Source organism: Halodesulfovibrio sp. MK-HDV, assembly GCF_009914765.1.
Lineage (GTDB): Bacteria > Desulfobacterota > Desulfovibrionia > Desulfovibrionales > Desulfovibrionaceae > Halodesulfovibrio.
The window spans coordinates 58743-80637 of record NZ_WYDS01000016.1 but is presented as its reverse complement, the minus strand read 5'-3'; the positions used below and the strand labels follow the sequence as shown (position 1 = coordinate 80637).

19 protein-coding genes are annotated in these 21895 nt (G+C 45.1%); 11 read left to right on the top strand and 8 right to left on the bottom strand.

Features of this window, described 5'->3' with window-relative positions; genetic code table 11:
- Window positions 1-90 precede the first annotated feature (90 nt).
- From MKHDV_RS13115 to MKHDV_RS13105, 3 genes are read left to right on the top strand one after another with little or no spacing between them, the layout of a single operon-like run.
- Complete coding sequence (locus MKHDV_RS13115) at window positions 91-909, top strand: FlgO family outer membrane protein (RefSeq protein ID WP_160716025.1); 819 nt, start codon at window positions 91-93, stop codon at window positions 907-909.
- Window positions 910-917: 8 nt separating this feature from the next.
- On the top strand, window positions 918-1214 hold the full coding sequence (locus MKHDV_RS13110; RefSeq protein WP_160716023.1) for a hypothetical protein: 297 nt from the start codon (window positions 918-920) through the stop codon (window positions 1212-1214).
- A gap of 11 nt (window positions 1215-1225) precedes the next feature.
- Window positions 1226-1867, top strand: a complete 642-nt coding sequence (locus MKHDV_RS13105; RefSeq protein ID WP_160716021.1) for a FlgO family outer membrane protein — start codon at window positions 1226-1228, stop codon at window positions 1865-1867.
- 133 nt (window positions 1868-2000) lie between these two features.
- On the opposite strand, the gene MKHDV_RS13100 is transcribed toward MKHDV_RS13105, so the two are convergent.
- The 3 genes from MKHDV_RS13100 to MKHDV_RS13090 are packed head-to-tail and all read right to left on the bottom strand — an operon-like array spanning window position 2001 to window position 4725.
- The gene (locus MKHDV_RS13100; protein ID WP_160716019.1) at window positions 2001-2801 is read right to left on the bottom strand and encodes a metal ABC transporter permease; all 801 of its coding nucleotides are present in this window, start codon (window positions 2799-2801) and stop codon (window positions 2001-2003) included.
- A gap of 5 nt (window positions 2802-2806) precedes the next feature.
- Complete coding sequence (locus tag MKHDV_RS13095) at window positions 2807-3628, bottom strand: metal ABC transporter ATP-binding protein (protein ID WP_160716017.1); 822 nt, start codon at window positions 3626-3628, stop codon at window positions 2807-2809.
- 2 nt (window positions 3629-3630) lie between these two features.
- Window positions 3631-4725, bottom strand: coding sequence for a metal ABC transporter solute-binding protein, Zn/Mn family (locus MKHDV_RS13090; RefSeq protein ID WP_160716015.1), 1095 nt, complete (start codon window positions 4723-4725; stop codon window positions 3631-3633).
- 739 nt (window positions 4726-5464) lie between these two features.
- Between MKHDV_RS13090 and ispG the strand changes: the two genes are divergently transcribed.
- From ispG to dxs, 7 genes are all read left to right on the top strand, one after another.
- A complete protein-coding gene (gene ispG / locus MKHDV_RS13085; protein ID WP_160716013.1) occupies window positions 5465-6544 on the top strand; it encodes a flavodoxin-dependent (E)-4-hydroxy-3-methylbut-2-enyl-diphosphate synthase in 1080 nt (359 codons plus the stop codon).
- Window positions 6545-6546: 2 nt separating this feature from the next.
- Complete coding sequence (locus MKHDV_RS13080; RefSeq protein WP_160716011.1) at window positions 6547-8274, top strand: proline--tRNA ligase; 1728 nt, start codon at window positions 6547-6549, stop codon at window positions 8272-8274.
- Window positions 8275-8648: 374 nt separating this feature from the next.
- Window positions 8649-10049, top strand: coding sequence for an exodeoxyribonuclease VII large subunit (gene xseA / locus MKHDV_RS13075; RefSeq protein WP_160716009.1), 1401 nt, complete (start codon window positions 8649-8651; stop codon window positions 10047-10049).
- On the top strand, window positions 10046-10903 hold the full coding sequence (locus MKHDV_RS13070; RefSeq protein WP_160716007.1) for a M23 family metallopeptidase: 858 nt from the start codon (window positions 10046-10048) through the stop codon (window positions 10901-10903). Before xseA ends, MKHDV_RS13070 begins: the two co-directional genes overlap by 4 nt.
- Window positions 10904-10914: 11 nt before the next feature.
- Window positions 10915-11154 carry an exodeoxyribonuclease VII small subunit gene (xseB, locus tag MKHDV_RS13065; protein WP_160716005.1) on the top strand — a complete coding sequence of 80 codons (240 nt, stop codon included), beginning with the start codon at window positions 10915-10917 and terminating at the stop codon, window positions 11152-11154.
- A gap of 18 nt (window positions 11155-11172) precedes the next feature.
- Window positions 11173-12072 (top strand): polyprenyl synthetase family protein, encoded by a 900-nt coding sequence (locus MKHDV_RS13060; protein WP_162859866.1) that lies wholly within the window; start codon window positions 11173-11175, stop codon window positions 12070-12072.
- Window positions 12073-12138: 66 nt separating this feature from the next.
- A complete protein-coding gene (gene dxs, locus MKHDV_RS13055) occupies window positions 12139-14052 on the top strand; it encodes a 1-deoxy-D-xylulose-5-phosphate synthase (protein WP_160716001.1) in 1914 nt (637 codons plus the stop codon).
- A gap of 235 nt (window positions 14053-14287) precedes the next feature.
- On the opposite strand, the gene MKHDV_RS13050 is transcribed toward dxs, so the two are convergent.
- Complete coding sequence (locus MKHDV_RS13050) at window positions 14288-14605, bottom strand: zf-TFIIB domain-containing protein (protein WP_160715999.1); 318 nt, start codon at window positions 14603-14605, stop codon at window positions 14288-14290.
- Between the two features lie 770 nt (window positions 14606-15375).
- Window positions 15376-15708 (bottom strand): zf-TFIIB domain-containing protein, encoded by a 333-nt coding sequence (locus MKHDV_RS13045; RefSeq protein WP_174239243.1) that lies wholly within the window; start codon window positions 15706-15708, stop codon window positions 15376-15378.
- Between the two features lie 699 nt (window positions 15709-16407).
- Between MKHDV_RS13045 and MKHDV_RS13040 the strand changes: the two genes are divergently transcribed.
- Window positions 16408-17004, top strand: coding sequence for a DJ-1/PfpI family protein (locus MKHDV_RS13040; RefSeq protein ID WP_160715995.1), 597 nt, complete (start codon window positions 16408-16410; stop codon window positions 17002-17004).
- Window positions 17005-17242: 238 nt separating this feature from the next.
- Here the strand turns inward: MKHDV_RS13040 and MKHDV_RS13035 are convergent, their stop codons facing one another.
- The 3 genes from MKHDV_RS13035 to dnaE are packed head-to-tail and all read right to left on the bottom strand — an operon-like array spanning window position 17243 to window position 21710.
- Window positions 17243-17857, bottom strand: coding sequence for a MarC family protein (locus MKHDV_RS13035; protein WP_160715993.1), 615 nt, complete (start codon window positions 17855-17857; stop codon window positions 17243-17245).
- A 3-nt stretch (window positions 17858-17860) separates the two neighbouring features.
- A complete protein-coding gene (locus MKHDV_RS13030) occupies window positions 17861-18247 on the bottom strand; it encodes a 6-carboxytetrahydropterin synthase (protein WP_160715991.1) in 387 nt (128 codons plus the stop codon).
- Entirely contained in the window at window positions 18240-21710 is a 3471-nt protein-coding gene (gene dnaE / locus MKHDV_RS13025; RefSeq protein ID WP_160715989.1) for a DNA polymerase III subunit alpha, read from the bottom strand. The genes MKHDV_RS13030 and dnaE overlap by 8 nt, the downstream gene beginning before the upstream one ends.
- Window positions 21711-21895 lie beyond the last annotated feature (185 nt).

The following is a 21895-nucleotide window of genomic DNA, read 5'->3' as shown; positions in this document are numbered from 1 at the left end:
TTAAGTTTTCCATGCCAACGCCGATAGTGAATGTAACTCGGCAAATAATGAACGCACCAGAATTGGTACGAACTGATATGGAGGACTGGCATGTCTAATGCTTTTCGCGGCGTAGGTATTGCGCTCTTGGTTATTATGGTTGGCGTCCCGAAAGTATGGGCAGAACAACAGCCACAGAAGAAAGTGTATGGTGCTGTAGAAAGTATGGTTCCTGAATCGGCGGATGCCCTTTATCAGGAAGACACATCACTCACTTCGGTCACAACAGTTATCAATTATGATAACGGCGTAATGCTTCCGGACGGAGCTGGCGGAATGTTGTGGCGTAAAGGCAATATGCAGTCCGATGTGCCGGCAGTTGATAATGCGCGTGAAGTCAAACTTAAAGTTCGTGAGCTCGCCAATCAGTTGTTAAGCAATCTTGATTGGGAAGCATTCAAGAATGCAAGCATACTTCCTGTCACATTTGTAGAGCAGAATAATTTTGAACAAAGTTCAGCCTTCGGTCGTTACATTACAGAAGCACTTATTTACGAACTCAACCAGCGTAATGTGCCTGTAAAAGAATACCGAATCGGCAATGAGATTAAAGGACGTAAGGGCGAGGGCGAGTTCATGTTAACCCGCAATCATCGTACTTATGTAAAGAATAGACGAGCCTTGGCAATTGTCGGCACCTATTATCAGGTAAAGGGAAATGTCTTTGTGAATGCGCGCATGGTGCGTGTGAAAGATAATGCAGTACTGCGTACCGCGCAGCTTGTGTTTCGGCAGACAGATGTCATTCGTAGAATGTTGGCAGATACCGGACCTAAGTTAAGTTCAGGCTTTGTTTCAATGCGCGATTTTGAAACCATGACCAGAGCAAATGATCTGACAGCCATCGACCTTGGCGAAGACTTGCACTAGGAGCTGACATGAAACGCGTATTGGTACTTTTAGTAATGGTTGCTCTCTCCGGGTGTAGCGCTCTGGAATGTAAGAAGTCGACTGCTGTACAGCGTCCTGCTGCATATCAGGTCGTAGCATCTCCCTACAGCAGTAACTCAATGCAAAATTTATATATTGGCAGACAGTATATCTCTCAACAGCGGTATGAGTTGGCAAAAGAGCACTTCCTGCTCGGGCTTGCTTCTGCAGAACATGAAAATATGCGCGAACAGCTCGTTTCTGAAATTACAGCTGTAAACCGCCTACTCGAAACACTTCGGTAGAGGAGAGTAAAATGATTCGTTGTATTCTTACCACACTGGTTATGTTTGTGTGCTTGCTGCTCCCGTTTGCTGCTTCTGCCGGAACATATGAAGATTTTATTGCCGCAAAACAAAAAGAGGCTGAAAAATGCGCTCCTGTTGTGCGGAAAAACATCCCTGTTGTTGCAAACACTCTTGCAGCTCAGCTTGATGCTCAACTGCGCCGGAAACTTGATTTAGATGAAGGTGACGTTGAAGGGTATGGTGTTATTGTAACAACTCCTGTTGCACTTGGAGATCTGGAAGAAACCAGCTCCCTTGCTCGGCAGATGAGTGAAGAAGTCTCCCGCTGGCTCGTTACCTCCGGCTATAAAGTACAGGAAATCCGTAAAGGACGTTCCATTCTTTTTGAGCCACGCGGTGGCGAATTTGTACTGAGTCGTCGTACACATGTTCTTGCTAATGAAAACGTACGTGCAACCATTATTGTTGCCGGAACGTACACACAGACAATGAACCGTGTACGTTTCAACATGCGCTTCATTCATGCTCCTACAAACGAGGTGCTCGCAATGGCAACGCAGACCTTGCCGCTGAATGCAGAAATGCGTTTGCTTACAGTCGGCAGCAATGAAAAACGTGGGGTTATCCCAAGCGTTGGCACCAGTTTCTAATAATTTGATAGTAGACTGTAAAAAAAGCCCCTGCACTGTGTTGTGCAGGGGCTTTTTTTTGTTTTTCTGAAAGTCACTTGTCGAGAATAGTTCCAAATTGACTAGGGCTTCTGACAATAATTAGGGCGAGTAGTTATTTGCGGAGTTGTTCAAAACCAACCACGAGAAAGAACGTAATGGATGCTACTGCAATAATGCTGGCACCTGAAGTTAGGTTGAACCAGAATGCGAAGAATAGTCCCAAGAGGCAGAAAAGCATGCTCCACAAAACGGCAGCGCCCATCATTGTCGCAAGGTTGCGTGCTTTTCGTTCTGCAATAAAAGGCGGAATAGTAAGCAATGCAATGACGAGAATAAGCCCTACGACTCGAATGATCATAACAATTGATAATGCCGCCATGCACACGAGCAAGGTGTGCAAAAGCGATGCAGGCAAGCCTCGGGATTCAGCATATTCCGCATCAAACGAGATACTGAGTAGGCCGGGGTATGCAATAATGGTTGCGGCTAAAATAAAAATATCCAGTCCGAACATGAGCCAGAGATCAAACGAGGATACGGTGAGAATAGAGCCGAAAAGGAAGCTCATAAGATCAACGTTGTACCCCGGCGTGAGATCAATAAGAATTATACCGAATGCCATCCCTGCAGCCCAGAGAACGCCGATTACGGCGTCTGACTTTTCTTTATATTTTCTGGCAATGGTAGACATAACAACGGAAGAGCCAAGGGTGAATCCCAATGTACATGGCAGTACAGGAAGTCCGAAGAAAAAGGCTAAGCCGACGCCGCCATAAGCTGCATGGGCAACTCCGCCAGCAAGAAATACAAGACGATTAAGAACAACAAGCGTGCCGACGATACCGCAGGCAATGGATGCTAGTAAAGACGCTGCAATAGCGTTTTGCATGAAGGGGAGTGTGAGTATGTCCATTACACTTATTCCTCAGAATCCGATGAACTAGTAGTTTCAGAGAAAGGCTTGAAAGAAAGCATTTGCGGCACATTATGCATAAAAGCACCCATTGGGCATGTGCTGTCATGTGTTCCATATAGATGAGCAAGGAACTCAGGAGTAAGGTCATTTCCTTCATGATACGACAGATTGTGATTTACAACGGCGATGCCGGTAAACGGTGATGCTGCAATAGAAATGTCGTGACTTACAACTATGGTTGTAATGTCGTCCGGAAGTTCTGCAAGGAATTCGTAAAAGCAGAACTTACCGCTTGGATCAAAGTTCGCGGTTGGTTCATCCAAAAGCAGAAGTTTCGGGTCAGACATAAGCGCCCGAGCCACGATTACGCGTTGTCGTTGTCCACCGGAAAGATTGCAAAGCCTCTCTTTTTCTTTTCCAGCAAGACCTACTTTGTGCAATGCATCAACAGCCTTTGCTTCATTTTTCTGGCGCTGGTTTCTTGAAAACGGGAAAAGAAGCGGGTTGGTAATGGAGCCCATCATTACAACATCAAGAAGCGTAGCCGGAAACAAATCTTTTGTTGTGGCGTACTGTGGAACGTACCCAATATATCGTACGCTTTCCGATGGTTTTCTTCCAAAGACCTTGATATTGCCGGATTGCGGAGTCAACAGCCCAAGAATGCACTTGAGCAGCGTTGTTTTTCCGCCGCCGTTAGGGCCCAAAATAGCTATGTACGCACCTTGCGTTACCGTGAAATTCAGGTTGTCCAACACTTTGAAGCGTGAAGTATCAGGGTAGCTGTAGGTGATTCCAGATATGTCGATAACAGGTTGGTTCATGACTACTCAAAGAGGATAAATGATGCTGCGAGTTTTTTAGAAACATCGCGTAAGTTTTCTTCCCAGTTTTCAGCAAGCGGGTTGACCACGATTACGGTACCGTCAATTGAATTTGCAATTGTTGTTGCGCTTGATTGTGAAAATTGAGGTTGTATAAAAATAGTTTTAAGATTTCGTTTTTTTGCAATGGATATAATCTGCTCAAGAGTTTTTGGTGTCGGCGATTTACCTTCAAACTCAATTGGAATCTGAATAAGGTTGTAGGTCATGGCGTAATAGCCCCACGACGGATGGAAGGTCATGAATACACGTTTTTCTGCCGGAATTGGTTTAAAGATTGTATGAATTTCTTCATCCAGTTCGTCCAGTCTCTTAGTGAATGCTCGTGTATTAATGCGGTACTGCTTGGCGTGTTCCGGTGCGATTTTGCTTATGGATAAACGTATTGGCTTTGCCATTGTTTTTACCCAGCGTGGAGAAAGCCATACGTGCGGATCGAGCATGTTGGCATGATCATGTTTTTCATGTCCGGCATGGTCGTGATCTTCGTGCTCTTTGTGTCCGGTTTCGGCAGCGTGGTGTTCATGTTCGCTTTCAGTAGCGTGATGTTCATGTTCATCTTCGGTAGCATGATGTTCATGCTCGTCTTTGGTGCCATGTACTTCGCGTTCAGCCTCTGTTTCTCGATAGTCGTGCAGAATCGCTCCGCGTGGGCTGGCATCAATCTCCATTGGATTTGCGGCCATGGGAAGCTTGCGTAGTTTTTTGTCTAGATGAACAATAGTAAGGTTGGGGTTTGTCGCCTTAATACGTGGAAGCCATGTGCGTTCAAACGGCACACCAATGGCAAGGTACACATCAGCCTTGGCGAGCATAGCCATCTGAAGAGGTCGAGGTTCGTATGTAGCGGGGCTTGCACCGGGCATAACCATTACTTCTACATCAACAGTGTCACCTGCGATTTGTTCAACGAAATATTTTTGTGGAAGAATGCTGACAAACACAACAGGCTTTTTCGCCAATGCTGTACCTGTGAACGGAATGGGAAACAAAAGTGCAAGAAATAGAAATACTAATCCTTTTTTATATAACTGCATATGGGCTCACTTTCAGGTGTAGGGAATTAAAAAGATTGTTGGCTCAAATGGTTAGCGTATTGTAACGTATTTTTCAGGTACAAGGCAATGTGGAGCTAGAACCTATAACTCTAGTATTGATGACTAAAATATGTGTTGCCTCCTGTGGTTGATGGCTTTGTGCCGGTTCATGCTTTACGTGATAGCCGTGAGTACGACTTTAGTAACTTGCTTGTGAACCCTATAAGTCTTCAAGCGTAAGATTGAAGACAAGTGGAAATAACATATCTTCCTTATTGTGTTTTAATCCACAGAAGAATTACCCTGATAATAGTATTCAGTCCTGTTTTGTCAATACAAAATCATCATGGCATTACGCTTGGCTTGCCATATGAAATGCAGTAATGAAGATGAATTGTTTTTGAAACATTCCTTGGGAAATTACGATAGTAAAGCAGAGCATGTAAAATAGAACAGTTGTTTTTTTTGTAAGCTTTTGTATTTCTGTCATTGGGTTGTTTTTTTGATTACAATCAACTGTTTTCGCAAGCTTGTTGTATAGTGTAAGGCGGGGGGAAAGTGAGTTGCTGACGTATTTGTTACGTTACATTTATTTTTCAAACGATGACGCCGATTGTTGCTGCCGAAAGCATGAGATTAAAAGATAAAACAACCCTGAAAGCGCAGATAGAAATACGCGTAAGCATAACAACGTGTTTGTTTTTGAACAGCCCTGCATAGGAAGGAGTAAAAGGAAGCTATGTCCTTAGAAAGAAGAAAGACTCGGGAAGTGACCGTAGGGTCACTTAAAATCGGTAGTGAGCATCCCGTGGTTGTGCAGAGCATGACTAACACAGATACTCGCGACGTAGAGTCAACCGTTGCTCAGATTGAAGAACTTGTAGTAGGCGGGTGCGAACTCGTACGTGTTGCAGTTCTTGATGAGCAGGCAGCATGGGCAATTTCTCGAATTAAGGAGCAGGTTTCTGTTCCTCTTATTGCTGATATTCATTTTGACCACAGGCTGGCAATCAAGTCGTTGGAAGCTGGTGTTGATGCGTTGCGCATTAACCCGGGTAACATTGGCGGCGCGTCAAACGTGGATAAAGTGGTAGATGCTGCTAAAGCACATAATGCTGCTATCAGAGTTGGAGTCAACAGCGGCTCTGTAGAGAAAGCATTATTGGACAAATTTGGTGGTCCAACTCCTGAAGCAATGGTAGAAAGTGCTATGCACCATGTTGCCATGCTCGAAAAACGTGAATTTTATAACACCAAGATTTCTTTGAAGTCTTCCTCAGTACTGCACACAATTGATTCCTACAGGTTACTCGCTGGCAGATGCGATTATCCTTTGCACATCGGCGTAACAGAAGCTGGCACTTTGTTACGTGGCGCAATAAAATCTTCAGTAGGTCTTGGTGTATTGCTCTGGCAGGGCATTGGTGATACTTTGCGCGTTTCCCTGACGGACGATCCTGTTCAGGAGATGACTGTCGCTTGGGAACTTTTGCGCGCTCTTGGTTTACGTAATCGTGGACCGGAGATTATTTCTTGCCCAACATGCGGTAGAACCGAAATCGGTCTTATTAATCTTGTTGAAGTCGTTGAAAAACGTCTTGAGGGCGTTGTCGACCCGATCAAAGTTGCCGTTATGGGTTGCGTTGTTAACGGGCCGGGCGAAGCTCGCGAGGCTGATATCGGTATTGCCGGTGGCAGAGATAAAGGCATTATTTTCCGTAAAGGAAAAGTTATTAGAACGGTAAAAGGCGGAGCAAATTTGCTTAACGCTTTTATGGAAGAATTAGATAATTTTCTTATAGAACGAAATAAAGGATAGCTATGCGCTGGAGTCGTTTCTACATTCCTACGCTTAAGGAAGCACCTGCTGACGCTGAAGTTGTCAGTCATAAGCTGCTTACCCGTGCGGGTATGATCCGTAAACTTACATCCGGTATCTATACATACATGCCGCTTGGTTTACGTTCCATCACTAAGGCTGCTGCTATTGTCCGTGAAGAAATGGACAAAGCTGGCGGTAACGAAGTGAGTATGCCAATGGTGCAGCCTGCCGATTTGTGGCAGGAATCTGGACGCTGGGACTTTTATGGCAAAGAATTACTTCGTCTGAGAGACCGTCACAACCGTGAATACTGTCTTGGACCAACACACGAAGAAGTTATTACTGATATCGTGCGTGGCGAAGTACGTTCATACCGTCAGCTGCCTATGAATCTGTACCAGATTCAGACTAAATTCCGCGATGAGGTTCGTCCTCGTTTCGGTCTTATGCGTGGCCGTGAGTTCATCATGAAAGATGCTTATTCTTTCGATAAAGACCAAGAAGGTCTGGATGAAAGCTACGATGCCATGTACGCAGCGTACAACGCTATTTTCACCCGTATGGGACTTGAGTACCGTCCGGTTGAAGCAGACAGCGGCTCCATCGGCGGCAGTTTCTCTCACGAATTTATGGTGCTTGCAGAAACAGGCGAAGATACTATTGTAGTATGTGACTCTTGTTCTTATGCAGCAAACGTAGAACGTGCAGAAATTCTGTGCTCTGGTGAAGAGTGCGAAGCACTCGAGACTCCTATGGAAGAGATTTCTACCCCGAACGCACATACGATTGAAGAAGTTTCAAACTTCCTTAATGTACCTGCAACTGCATTCATCAAGACTCTTCTTTTTGATGCAGACGGTGAACCTGTTGTTGCGCTTGTTCGTGGTGACAGAGAGCTTAACGATGTTAAACTCAAAAACCTGATTCAGGCAGATACTCTTGAGATGGCAACTCCAGAGCAGGTTCGTGAATGGACCGATGCTCCAGTTGGTTTCGCAGGTCCTGTGAAACTAAACGTAAAACGTATCTACGCAGATAATGAATTACGTTTGGCTACTGATTGGGTTGTTGGTGCAAACAAAGCGGATGCACACCTCAAACATGTTTGTCTGAAGCGTGATGTTGAGCTTACCGGTTACGCAGACCTTCGCGTTATTACCGAAAACGACGTATGTCCTAAGTGTGGCAAAGAAATTGCCCTTACTAAAGGCATCGAAGTTGGTCACGTATTTAAGCTTGGTACCAAATACTCTGAAACTCTTGGCTGTACTTTCCTTGATGAGAACGGCAAAGATAAAGTTATGCTCATGGGCTGTTACGGCATCGGTGTTTCCCGTGTTGTTGCTTCCTGTATTGAGCAGAACCATGACGAAAACGGTATATGCTTCCCGCCTCCGCTTGCTCCTTTCGAAGCACTTGTTGTAAACCTCGACATTAAGAGTGACGAAGTGAACGACAAGGTAGATGAAATCTACACATTCCTGAAAGAGCAGGGTCTCGACGTACTCGTTGATGACCGTAAAGAGCGTCCAGGCGTTAAGTTTAAAGATGCTGACCTCATCGGTATTCCAATGCAGATTGTAGTTGGTGGCCGTGGTCTTAAAAATGGCATCCTAGAAGCTAAAGATCGTCGCACCGGTGAAAAAACCGAACTTCCTGTTGAAGGCTTCGCAGAAGCTTTCAAAGAATGGAAAGAGAAAGTATACGCAGGGTGGAACATCGCTTAGTTCGTCGTTCCCCGTCTATGCATCTACTCTCTGACTTACTTGCGCAGTAAGCAGAACCAGTACCTGCTAGCTGTTACCTGAGTAAATAATAATGCTCCTGTTGCGCCTATGCGCAGCAGGAGCGTTTTTCTAGCAGAAGTCCCCGACGGCTCTCCGAGGGGCAAGGGCGCTGCCCTGCACCCGCAAGAGGGACGCCCTCTTGACTGCGTTTATGTTAGAGTTAGTTTGTGGTAGTACAGCCTCTTTAGTGTTTAACGTATTTCTATTGTATGAATGTCTAAAAAGCCTCGCCTAATTGGGGTCAAGGGGACAGTGTCCCTTTGCGGATGCAAGGCGGAGCCTGCCCGTCGGAGACCCGCCGGAGGCAATATAGTATGAGCCAGATTTTTACAGTCCGAGAATTAACAGACGCCCTTAAGAAGACTCTTGAGGGTGCATTTCCGTTTGTGTGGGTACGCGGTCAGGTGTCTAACCTTTCGCGTCCAGCTTCCGGTCATATGTATTTTTCTCTCAAAGACACGGACGCGGTGCTGAACTGCGTCTGGTTTAAGGGGAACCAACGCGGCGATGAGCGGTTCGATCCCCTTACTGGTGAAGTTTTTGAGGATGGCCCGCGTCCTAGTCTTGCCCGTACTATGCAAAATGGTACCGAGATTATGTGCGCTGGCAGACTGAACGTGTACCCGCCGCGCGGTAGCTATCAACTGGTTGTTGAGCTGGCGCAGGATGTTGGGCTCGGTAAGCTCTTTATGGAATTTGAAGAGCTGAAGAAAAAGCTGAGCGCAAAAGGATTCTTTGAATCCATGCGAAAACGTTCGTTGCCGTATCACCCTGAGAAAGTAGCTGTTATTACGGCTCCGTCCGGTGCGGCGATACAGGACTTTTTGCGCATATCCGGTGCCCGTGGCTGGGGTGCCCAGATTCGTATCTATCCTGCCTTGGTGCAGGGCGATCTTGCTGCAGGGCAGCTTGTAAAGCAGATGGATAAGATCAACGCTGAGGAATGGGCAGATGTTATCGTGCTCATTCGTGGTGGTGGTTCTATTGAAGATTTGTGGGCGTTTAATGATGAAACGCTTGCTGAAAAAATTTTTGGTTCTAAAATTCCAGTTATTGCTGGTGTGGGACATGAAGTCGATACTACTATCGCTGATATGACTGCGGATGTCCGCGCTGCCACACCAAGCCATGCCGCTCAGTTGCTGTGGCCTGAACGTTCCATGTTGATTCAATCTCTTGATGAACTTGAGATTCGACTGGCTCGTAAGATGGAACATCAACTGGGTACAAAAGAGCATAGCTTGAGTACTCTCGAACGTGGGCTCGGCTGGCTGTCACCTGTGCAGCGTTTAGGGCGTCTGGATGAGCAGTTTGTCGGACTGACCGATCGTCTCGATAGGGCTATGACGCTGAAGCTGGAACATACTGAGCGTGTTGTAAAATACAGCGAAGAGCGAATTAAGCGAGCGTTTGGTGAAGATGCAATAAGCTACCAATTGCAGAAAGTGCATAGCTTGGAAAGCCGACTGCAATGGGCAGGTGACGGAATGCTTACAACTGCGGAACGTTCACTTGATCGTGCAGCTATTATGTTGGAAAGCCTTGATCCGCGTAAACCGTTGGAGCGAGGATACAGTCTGGTACAAAAAGCTGATGGTAAATTTGTTCGCAGCGTCGATGACGTTGCAAAGGGTGAGCACCTGAACGTGATGGTTGCAGATGGTTCTGTGGGCGTACAGGTTAACTCAATGGAAAAAAATGGGAGTGAAGGATGATTCGTCGTGTTGTTTTATTGATCTGTTTTGTTCTGCTCAGTGCTGTTCCGGCATTGGGGGCACTCCGCATTGATTTACCAGAAAGTGCTATGAACGGCAGGGCATTTCTTGTCACAGTGCATGCAGATGCCCAAGCCCCTGTTAAGGTAACGTGGGGCGATAAAAATATTTCTATCTCTGTCGTAAAAACTGACAACGAGTATAAGGGCGTAGCCTTGGTATCGCTCCCTCGTGATTTTGCGAAGAAGACGCTCCAAATTTCTGCTGTGGAAGAAACTCCGGCGGGTGTTAATACTGTCTCCCGTACTATTCCGGTAGAACACAAAAAATACCGTGAGCAGCATCTTAAAGTAGACAGAAAATATGTTGAGTTGAGCAAGAAGAGTTTGGATAGACATTACGCAGAGCGGGCAACGGTTCGAAGCATGATGGAATCCCTTGCTGCTGAGCGTATGTGGGATGCTGATTTTCTTCGTCCTATCCCCGGTGGTATAAGCAGTGAGTTTGGTGTTCAACGCTTTTTTAATGGTAAACCGCGTCAGCCGCATAGCGGTATTGATTTGCGTGGAAAAAAGGGAACACCGATTAAGGCATGTGCAGACGGCATGGTGCGCATTGCTATCCCGCATTTTTTTTCCGGCCAATCTATTTATATTGATCACGGGCAGGGCGTTGTGAGCATGTACTTTCACATGTCAAAAGTGCTTGTGCGTGAAGGCGAAACTGTTAAAAAAGGGCAGGTCATCGGTAAGGTTGGAGCAACTGGCCGTGTAACAGGACCGCATCTGCATTTTGGATTGAATGTTTCAGGTGTGGCTGTTGACCCGATTCCGCTTTTCTCAGAAAAGAAATAAGAGAGTAACTCATGGCAGTAAAAAAGAAAAATTTTGAAACGCAGTTAAAGCGACTTCAGGCCATTGTTGATTCTTTAGAAAATGGTGAACTTGCTTTGGAAAAAAGCGTAGCATTGTATAAGGAAGGCATGACGCTTTCTAAAGAATGTCGTACGCAACTTGAGAATGCCCGTAATGAAATCCGCCTTTTCACAGAAGAAGGCGAAGCTCCGTTTGAAGAAGAAACAACCGTTGCAACCATAGCAGACTAGGTGGAACAGAGAATGACGATGATGAGTGTGCAGGAGTTTAAATCCGTGCTGAAGACTGAGGCTGCTTCTGTTGAAAACTACCTTTCGACCTGTCTGCACAATAGAAATATTCCACAGCGATTACTGGATTCTATGGAGTACAGCTTACTTGCTGGTGGCAAGCGGTTGCGTCCCGTGCTGTGTATTGCTGTTGCGGCTATGTTTGGCGCAAAGAAAGAGCAGGTTATGTCGTTTGCTTCCGCCATTGAGTGCATCCATTCTTACTCGCTTGTACACGATGATCTGCCAGCAATGGACGACGATGATTTGCGTCGTGGTAAGCCGTCCAACCATAAAGCTTTCGACGAAGCTACAGCGATTCTTGCTGGCGACGGGCTGTTAACAGAAGCTTTTGTTCTGATGACAGAAACAGTGAAGAATATTCCAGCTGCTTCCGTTTTGGCTGCTCTGAACACTATGGCTACTGCGGCTGGTTCCGGCGGTATGGTCGGTGGACAGCAGCTCGATATGGATTTTACTGGCCGTGATGATGTTTCGCTTGAAGAATTGCAGACAATGCACGCAATGAAAACTGGTGCCCTGATTCGATGCTCTTGTGAGAGCGGTGCGATTTTGGGTGGTGCCAGCACAGAAGATCTGGATCGCATTCGTACTTACGGCGCAAACATTGGTGCAGCGTTTCAGATTGTAGATGATATTTTAGACGAAACCGGAACTGAAGAAGAACTTGGAAAGCCAGTAGGCAGCGATATTGAGCAGGGTAAAAATACATACCCAAGTATGCTTGGTATTGACAAAAGCCGTGAGCTTGCTCAGGCACTGACAGATGATGCGGTAGCGCAGATCGCAGTGTATGACGGGGCAGAAGCACAGTTTTTGCGTAGGCTTGCCCAGTACATTGTTGACAGAGTTACATAAAGAGTACACTACCTTTGTCAGCATGGTTTGACGCTTCATTCCTAACTAATAGCACCCGGATTTATAATGCCAGATAAGAGCCAATCTTCTCCTCGCCTATTGGACAGCATCAATTTGCCGTCCGATGTACGTAAGCTTGATCAAGCTCAGCTTGAGCAGCTTGCCGAGGAGTTGCGCGAAGAGATAATTTCCACAGTTTCCCAGACAGGTGGTCACCTTGCCCCTTCTCTTGGAGTGGTTGAATTGACCCTTGCATTGATGTCAGTTTTTGATTTTGATCATGACAAATTGGTATGGGATGTCGGGCATCAAGCGTATGCATGGAAACTGCTTACTGGACGTAAGGATAATTTTCATACACTGAGAAAAAAAGACGGTGTAAGTGGTTTTCCTAAGATTGCAGAAAGTGAGTACGATCATTTTGGCGTAGGGCATTCTTCTACTTCCATTTCCGCTGCATTAGGCATGGCTGTTGCTCGCGATCTTTCCGGCAAAAAGAATGAAGTAATCTCCATTATCGGAGATGGCTCCATGACCGCTGGTCTTGCCTTTGAAGGGCTTAATCTGGCGGGGCATACAGATAAAAAAATGCTCGTTATCCTCAACGATAATGAGATGTCCATTTCCAAAAACGTCGGGGCAATGTCCCACTTTATGTCTCGCAACTTGTCTTCTCGCTGGGTGCGTCGATTTAAGAAAGATGTTGAGACAATCCTCAATGCGGTTCCTGCCATTGGCGAAGAAATGCTTAACTATGCTCGCAAAAGTGAACTTAGTTTAAAGAGTTTCTTTACGCCCGGAATGCTGTTTGAAGCATTCGAATTTAACTACATGGGACCGATTGACGGACACGATATTAAAGCGCTGCAACGTGCATTCAGACTTTATCAGGATTTGGATGAGCCAGTGCTGCTGCATGTTCTCACCAAAAAGGGCAAGGGCTATGCTCCTGCTGAATCCAACCCGACATTTTTCCACGGTGTAGGGCAGTTTGAACCGGAAACCGGTCAGGCGAAAAAAGTCGCTAAGGTTAATTCTGTACCGACGTACACAGATGTGTTTGGCGATACGTTGTGCCAGTTAGCAAAGCAGGATGATCGCATTATGGCGATTACTGCGGCAATGCCTGAAGGTACTGGAACAGCTTGTTTTGAAAAGAAATTTCCTGATCGCTTCATTGATGTAGGCATCTGTGAACAGCATGCTGTAACATTTGCAGCAGGGCTTGCTACACAGGGATATCGTCCGTTTGTGGCGATTTATTCTACATTTATGCAGCGAGCATATGATCAGATTGTTCATGATGTCTGTTTACAGAATCTGCCAGTAACATTCTGTCTGGATCGTGGTGGTCTTGTGGGTGAAGATGGACCTACGCATCATGGTGTGTTTGATTTGAGCTTCATGCGCCATATTCCGAATATGACGGTGCTTGTTCCTTCAAGCGAGGCTGAATTGGCAGATTGCATGGCGACTGCGCTTACTCATGACGGCCCTGTTGCTATTCGCTACCCGCGTGGTGCTGGATACGGTGTTCCGTTGAAAGCGAAACCGGAACCGTTTGTTCTTGGTACTGGCGAAATAATGATTCAGGGCGAAGGGGTCGCTGTTATTTCCGTCGGTTCCCGCACATATCCTGCCATTGAAGCAGTGAAAGAACTTGCGGCAGAAACTGGAAAGCAGGCAACCGTGTTTAATGCGCGTTGTGTAAAACCTTTGCCGGAAAAACAGTTGCTTGAGCTTGCTAAGACGCATGATTCATTGTTGCTGTTGGAAGAAAACGTTCTTCAGGGCGGTTTTTCTTCTGCGGTGCTCGAATTTTTGTCAGACAGTGATGCCTTGGGTAACTGTAGAATCAAGCGTCTGGGAATTCCTGACGAATGGATTGAGCACGGGACTCAGGTTGAATTGCGCGAGCAGTTGGGGATCAATACTAGCGGCATTAAAAAAGCTGTTCAGGAATTGTTCGATAAGAAGTAAAATAGCAGCTGTTGTTACAAGACGTGTCGGAACAGAAATGTTTCCGGCAGGGCAAGTTGTGACAGAAGCCAATGAGCTTTTGCAGCGGTGACAGAATATAGATAAGAAGAAAGCCGGAGCATTGTGCTTCGGCTTTTTTTTATGCGAAAAAGCCAGAGATGGATGTCTCTGGCTTTTTGCGTGGATAAGGCATCGTGTCTGGGGATGCCTGATGCTTATTTGTCGCTAAGGAGGGTTAGCGTTTCTCAAGGAGGTTTTTAGCACGCGCGATGCGAGGGGATGGGAAGCCATAGCAGCCGTGGTACTTGTATGCGAAGTATGTGTCGTAATCGCTTCCAGTTTCAGTGAGGCTTTCTTCACTGGTAGGGGATATGGAAGGGGTTTGAACACGTCTAGGTGCTGGATTTGTGAGTTTAGCGGAAAGCACTTGCTGTAAGAGACGATCCATCTCTTTGCGTTCCATCCAGACTCCGTTGCAGACAGTACAGCACTCTATATCAACACCTTTACGGTTAACGATAGTAAGTTCTAAGTTGCAGTTTGGGCATGTCATGATATTCTCCTTAAAGGCACTGCAGTAGGGATATGCAATGCTAATAAATGTATATATTTTTTTACGATATTAAATTTTGATTGTGTAACTACTGTTTCAGTAGCCTCTCAAAATATGTTTTTATTATTACTGTTATGTGAACCATGAGTCATCTTGCATCGATTCGTTCTTGTGGTTCGTATTTTTGTATAAGCAATGCGCGTGCCAAAAATGAAAGTATATGAAGATTGGTGTGTTATCTGTAGATGGCTGACGGTAGATATGAATAGTGTTTAAAAATCACTCGTGGTGGCTGTTTCTTGTGCATGTTTTTTAAACGCCTTTACTGAAAGTGGCTAAAAATTGCACATGTGCGCTATGATGTGTCAGTAAAAATGAAATACGGAAATGGAATATGGAAATAGAAAAGGGTGAGTTCGTTAGAACTCACCCTTTTATGCTTAGGATCGTACGATTTGCTCTTCTTTTTTCAGGAGGAAAGAAGTTCAATTATGCTCTGCCTCACGCGGCTGAGTTCCGCGTGGTTGAAGGGGCTCCTTACCCCGTCGGCTAAGATGTTAGATTCATCCTGCATAGCATCCTTAGAAAGTGACTGTATTGCTATGCGGGGATATGAGCTTTCGAAGTTATCAAATTGAGCCACATAGTCTGCTGCCGAAGAGTATTTGCGGCTCTAAGCGATCACCTTCGTATAACTGACTGGGGGGCTGTTATACGGCTTACTTGATAACAACTGCTGCTTTTCATCATAGAGGTATATGCAAAATTTTTTAGTCGAATAGTTCCATGAACCATGGCTTACGGCTTTTTTTGTGTCCGTATTGCTCGTGTCCGTGTCCGTGTTTATGCTTTCCATGTTTGTAATTGTGCGAATCATAATCTTTGCGTTGCTGCGCATCTGGAAAACCGGATGAGGTGGGCTGCATGACTTGCTGTGACGCCTGCGGCCTGCTGTATTCCTGTTCTTCGGCGATACTTTTTTCTAAAATTTTATCCAGCTCGCCCCTGTCGAGCCATACGCCTCGACAGTCTGGACAGAAATCAATTTCAATGCCTTTTCGTTCCGTCATATGCAGTTTTGTGCTGCAATTTGGACAATTCATAATTATCCTCGCCATACATGATGATCTTATGTGCATAACTGCATAAATCTCATCTTATGTGCATATTCTTTATTTAATAACTGAGTGTTTGAGTACATGATGACTGCATTATAAATGCACAATGCATTGGATAGTTAACGGATAGAGTAAAAAACGATCTACATAGTAGTAGTGAAGTTTCCTCATTATAATGCAGCCATCATGTCACGTGTAAAATGCATCACACGTACTTTGGATATAGCAATAGATGTACCAAAAAAACGTGTACAGTATTTCAGCTACTTGCAGTTGTGCAGTTTTTATATAAGCAAATTGTGTACAAAATATATACATGTATGTGTCTATAATTGCACATGTTGTGTGGATGACAGCATCTCCTTCACGCTGTTCCAAGAGAATATTAAATGAACATAGGTTGTTATTTACTGGCGTGTGTGCAGTTTTGTGTGCAAAAGAGTTCTTAAGGTTTAGAGTAGTTGTGTGTGTGGCGCGAGGACGGAGATGGGTAGATAGAGCGGAATCATGAATTTTTTTTACAAAGCGTTATCGGTGAATCATTGGTGATGATCACATTAACACTTGCAAAGGCAGAACATGCTGCCTTTGGTGGTCAGATTGACAGAGGATATAAGGTATGCTCCAGTCATTATTAATTTAAGAAAAATAGAAATAATTATGTGCTCTAACTGGAGGTAACTAATGAATATAGCGATTTTAACCTTTGATGGATTTAACGAGCTGGACTCATTTATAGCTCTAGGTATCTTAAACCGAATGAAAGAATTTGGATGGAATGTACAGATTACATGTCCTAAAGAGACTGTAACATCAATGAACGGAGTAACCGTTACAGCGCAGCAGCCTTTGGAGTTCGCAAATAGTGCAGATGTCGTTATTTTCGGTAGCGGTGTATGTACTCGTGATGTTGCAAAGGATGATGAGATACTGGGTAGATTGAGTTTAGATTCGCAAAGGCAAGTGATCTGCGCTCAGTGCTCGGGCACGTTGCTTTTGGGAGTATTGGGGTTGCTTGATGGTATACCTGCTTGTACAGATTTAACAACTAAGCCTTGGGTGATGGATGCTGGAATCAAGGTCTTAGATGATCCATTTTTTGCAAAAGGCAATATAGCTACAGCAGGTGGCTGTATGGCTTCTCAATATTTGGCTACTTGGATTATAGCAAAGATTGCAGGCAGAGAATCAGCTGAATCTGCAATACACTATGTCGCGCCTACCGGTGAAAAAGAATCTAGTGTAGAGCATTCTCTTTCCGTTGTACTGCCCTTTATTTGAGAGCAGAAAGGGTAACAGTGCTTATTTTGAATTTTCCAGATTAGAACGTAGAGCTCATTTTCAAAAAGTTTGTGTGTCGTGAATATGTGATATTCATTCGAGTTTTTGGATCAATATTTTTTATAGTGTGCTGACTTTAGTCTAAAAAAACGGCCATCTTTATTCGATAAAGTATCGAAAAAAGATGGCCGTTTAATGTCTTTAAAAAGACGTATGGCACACGGGGCGCTGTAGTCTTCTAAAATGTTTCTACAAACATGCGGATGCCGTCTTCAAGCATTTGAACGGCCATAAAAATCAGAATGAGTCCCATGAGACGTTCTGTTGCCCGCAAACCCCGGTGCCCTAATATTTTGGTAAGGGACGAGGAGCAGAGCAGGATAATGGCGGTAACAAGCCATGACAAAAAGATAGCTGTTAACAGTTCTGTGTTGCCATGCGGGCTCTCTTGAGATCGTGCTGCATACAGCATGACTGCTGCCAGCAAGGATGGTCCAGCGAGGAGCGGGACAGCAATAGGCACAATAAACGGATCTTTCTCAAGATCTGTTGAAGAACCATTACCCTGTGGGAATACCATTTTCATGGAAATGATGAGCAGGATAATACCACCGGCAATACGTAGTGTAGAGTGATGAATGTTAAGCAAACCGAGCAGGTTGTCACCAAGGTACATGAACGAAAGAATGATTCCGAGTGCGATAACGAGCTCTCGCAGCATAATGCGTCGCTGTTGCTTGGGCGTAAAAGCGCCCAGCATAGGTAGACACATGGCGGCGTTGCCAAGCGGATCGAAAATCAAAAATAATGTGACAGAGATTTCAAAAATGACCTGCCAGTTCAAATCCATCATGTCCTATAACTCCAGATAGGTCGCAGACTGTGCAGCTTTTTCAGACACAGTCACGGAGTGAACGCGTACGCCGTATGATTCAATTCGCTTACCCAGTTCCTGATAAATGAAACGGGAAAGGTTTTCAGATGAAGGGTTCATTTTGTCAAACGGAGCTGTACAGTTCAAATCTTTATGATCGATAAGCTCGGTGACTTCTTTCAGTTTACTTTTCATTACTTTGAAGTCGAGAAGAATTTCAACGTCTTCAGAAAGCTTGTCACCTTCTACAACAGCTTCAACAGCAAAGTTGTGTCCGTGAATATTTTCGCACTTACCATCGTAGTTGCGAAGTGCGTGTGCGGCTGCAAAATCGGAACGCACAGTTAGCCGCCAGATACCATTAGCCATGGACAACTCCTTTCCATTTGGCAAAGTCTTTTTCGAATTGAGGTCCCGGATGAATAGAGTATGCTTCATCCAGACTGAAAATTGCATCAGAGTCACTGATCATGGCTCGTACATAAACTGGTACTGGACCATTATGTTTTACTAAAACCTCTTTAAGATCTGTGATGGCCTGCATGCATAATCTGTTATATGGTATGTCAATTGTTGTCGGCTCAAGATTGCATTGACATGCTTCGGTGAGTGACTCAACCTTCTCACATAACAACTTAATTTCTTTTACAGCGTCTTCGTCGTCACCATCTTCGTTGTTTTGTTGATCACTGATTTTGGCTGTTAACAACAGTGGTTGTTCGCTTAAAAACAGCTCTTTTCCTTCGGCATATGCTTCTGGAAAAACAACAAGCTCGCCGGAAGCGGTGAGATCTTCAATGTCCATAAAAGCCATCTTGTTGCCTTTCTTGGTAACGTGCTCTTTCATAGCTGTTACCAGAATGGCGCATTTAATTTCTCCACCCGGCTCAAGGTCCGCAGCTTCTTCCAATGGCTGCAAATGCAGTCGGTGTAGCTCGCGGCGGAATGGCTGCAAAGGGTGACTTGTTAAGTAGAAGCCAAGCGCATCTTTTTCAAAACGCAGTTTCTGCTCGTCATCAAATTCTTCAAGAGTCTGTTCTTCGCACTCAAACCCGATGCCGCCGATAACTTTTGGTTCTTCCGCGATCATGGTGAATAAAGAAACCTGATTGGAATCTTTATCCTTAGCTTTCTTCTGAGCTTTAGCAACGACGCTGTCCAAAGCAGCAAGCATACCTCGGCGGGAAACGCCAAAGCAGTCCATTGCGCCACCTTTAATCAGATTCTCAATTACTCGTTTGGTTACCTTGCGTAATCCTACACGGCTGGCAAGGTCGAGCATGGATGGAAATTCGCCGTCAGCCTCGCGAGCTTCCACGATTTCGCGGATAGCTTCATCACCTACAGTTTTAATAGCTCCGAGGCCGAAGATAACTTCGCCTTCGTGTACGGTGAACTGGCGGCGTGATGCCTGAACATTTGCTTGTTTTACAGAAACATCCATGTCGCGACATGCCGCAACATATTTAAGAACCTTATCCTGGTTGCCCATCTCAGAAGTCATGAGGGCAGCCATAAATTCTACCGGATAATGAACTTTGAGATATGCGGTCCAGTAGGAAATAAGTGCGTATGCAGCGGAGTGGGATTTGTTGAAGCCATATGCTGCAAACTGTTCCATAAGGTCAAAGATTTCTTCGGCCTTTTCTTTTGGAATGTCGTTTTCAGATGCACCGGCGACAAATTTAGTACGCTCCTGCGCCATTGCTTCAGCGTTCTTTTTACCCATTGCACGACGCAGTAAATCCGCACCGCCAAGGGTGTAATTACCGACAATCTGTGCAATCTGCATTACCTGTTCCTGATATACGATAACACCGTATGTAGGCTTCAGGCAGTCTTCCAATGACGGAAGCGGGTACACAACAGGAACTTCGCCGTGCTTACGCTTAATAAATTCATCAACCATACCGGAGTTCAATGGACCCGGACGGTAGAGGGCGAGCATCGCAATAATATCGTCGAAACAACTCGGTTTGAGCATACGAAGGTACGTACGCATACCGGAGGATTCTACCTGAAAAATACCGTCAGTATCGCCGCGTTGATAGAGCTCGTACGTTGCTGCATCATCAAATGCCAGTGTGTCGAGATCTGGTTGTGGTTTACCGACTAATCCGATGTTGTCTACAGCATCCTGAATAACCGTCATGGTTCGCAGACCGAGGAAGTCGAATTTTACAAGACCGACTTCTTCAACCTTTTTCATGTCGAACTGGGTTACCCTGCCGCCTTTTTTATCTCGGTACAGTGGCAGGTATTCAACCATCGGCTTGTCAGAGATAACAACACCAGCAGCATGAGTGGATGCATGGCGACAAAGACCCTCGAGGCGCTGGGAAATATCAATAAGTTTTTTAACAGTTGCATCGTTACGATAAAGATCTGCAAGCTCAGGTTCTGCCGCTAACGCTTTTTGAATGGTTATATTCATTTCATCAGGGATAAGCTTTGAGATCCTATCGCCTTCCTGAAATGTGAGACCCTGAGCACGGGCAACGTCTTTAATTACTGCTTTTGCCTTCATTTTACCGAAGGTAGTAATCTGCGCAACTTTGTCTTCGCCATACTGTTCCATGGTATAGCGGATAACTTCGCCTCGACGGCGTTCACAGAAGTCGACGTCGATATCCGGCATGGATACACGTTCTACGTTCAGGAACCGTTCGAAGAGTAGATCATACGGGATTGGGTCAAGGTTGGTAATACGCAGTGCCCATGCGACAATTGAGCCCGCAGCAGAACCACGCCCCGGTCCGACAGGAATACCGTTGTCTTTTGCCCAGTTAATAAAGTCCTGCACGATGAGGAAGTAGGCCGGAAAGCCCATGTCGTTAATAACTTTCAGCTCAAGCTCAAGTCTGTCCCAGTAAATTTTTTCGTCGATTTCGTACGGGATAATATCAATACGTTTTTGAAGACCCTCACGACACATACGGCTGAATTCATCAGCCATGGTCACGCCTTCAGGCAACTCGTATTCAGGGAAGTAGTATTCACCTAATGTGAGTTCAATATCGATTTGATCAGCAATTTTTACGGTGTTGGAAATAGCTTCCGGTACATGTGCAAACGCAGCCTTCATTTCTTCCGGAGATTTGTAGTACAGCTCCGTTGTGTTGAAACGCATGCGTTTTTCATCCTGAACTTTTGCACCGGTCTGGATACAAAGCAGGGTGTCGTGCGCTTCAACGTCTGATGCATTCAGGTAGTGGCAGTCGTTTGTTGCCACAAGAGGAAGCCCTGTGCGTTTGGACAGTTCAATGAGCTTATCGTTTAGCTCTTCCTGTTCTTTCAATCCGTTGGATTGTAGCTCTAGGTAGAATTTGTCCGGGAAAATTTCAGCGTATTCTCGTGCTATTTCTTCTGCTTCGTCCATGGAGTGGTTCAGCAGGTACCGAGGAACTTCACCGGCAAGACATGCGGAAAGAGCAATAAGTCCTTCGCTATGCTCGCGTAAAACCTCTTTGCTGACACGAGGCTTATAGTGGAAGCCGTTAACGCAACCTTCCGTTACGATTTTACAAAGATTTTTGTACCCTTCTTCGTTTTGGGCAAGAAGCACTAAGTGGTAGCGCTTTTTGGCAAAGTCACCGGTTTTTTCTGTATGATCACCGTGTGAAATATACACTTCACACCCGATAATTGGCTTGAGACCGGCTTTTTTAGCAATAAGATAAAAATAGACAGCACCGTACATGTTACCGTGGTCAGTAATGGCTACGGCAGGCATGTTGAAATCAGAAGCCTTTTGACAAAGGTCTTCTAAACGGATAGCGCCATCAAGAAGGCTGTATTCTGTATGGCAGTGTAAATGTACAAAATCTGACATGGTTCGCAACTAATGTGGAAGGTTTCTGAACAGTATTTATAGAATCAGTTTTACGGAATGACTGGTACTATTTAGTATCAAATGAACTTAGCAGAATCAAAACATTGGGACAACCGGATTTCCCTGTCCCCATCTGTACTCTTTTGAAAAAATAGAAGAATATTTTTCGCGCGTACTTTTTTGAT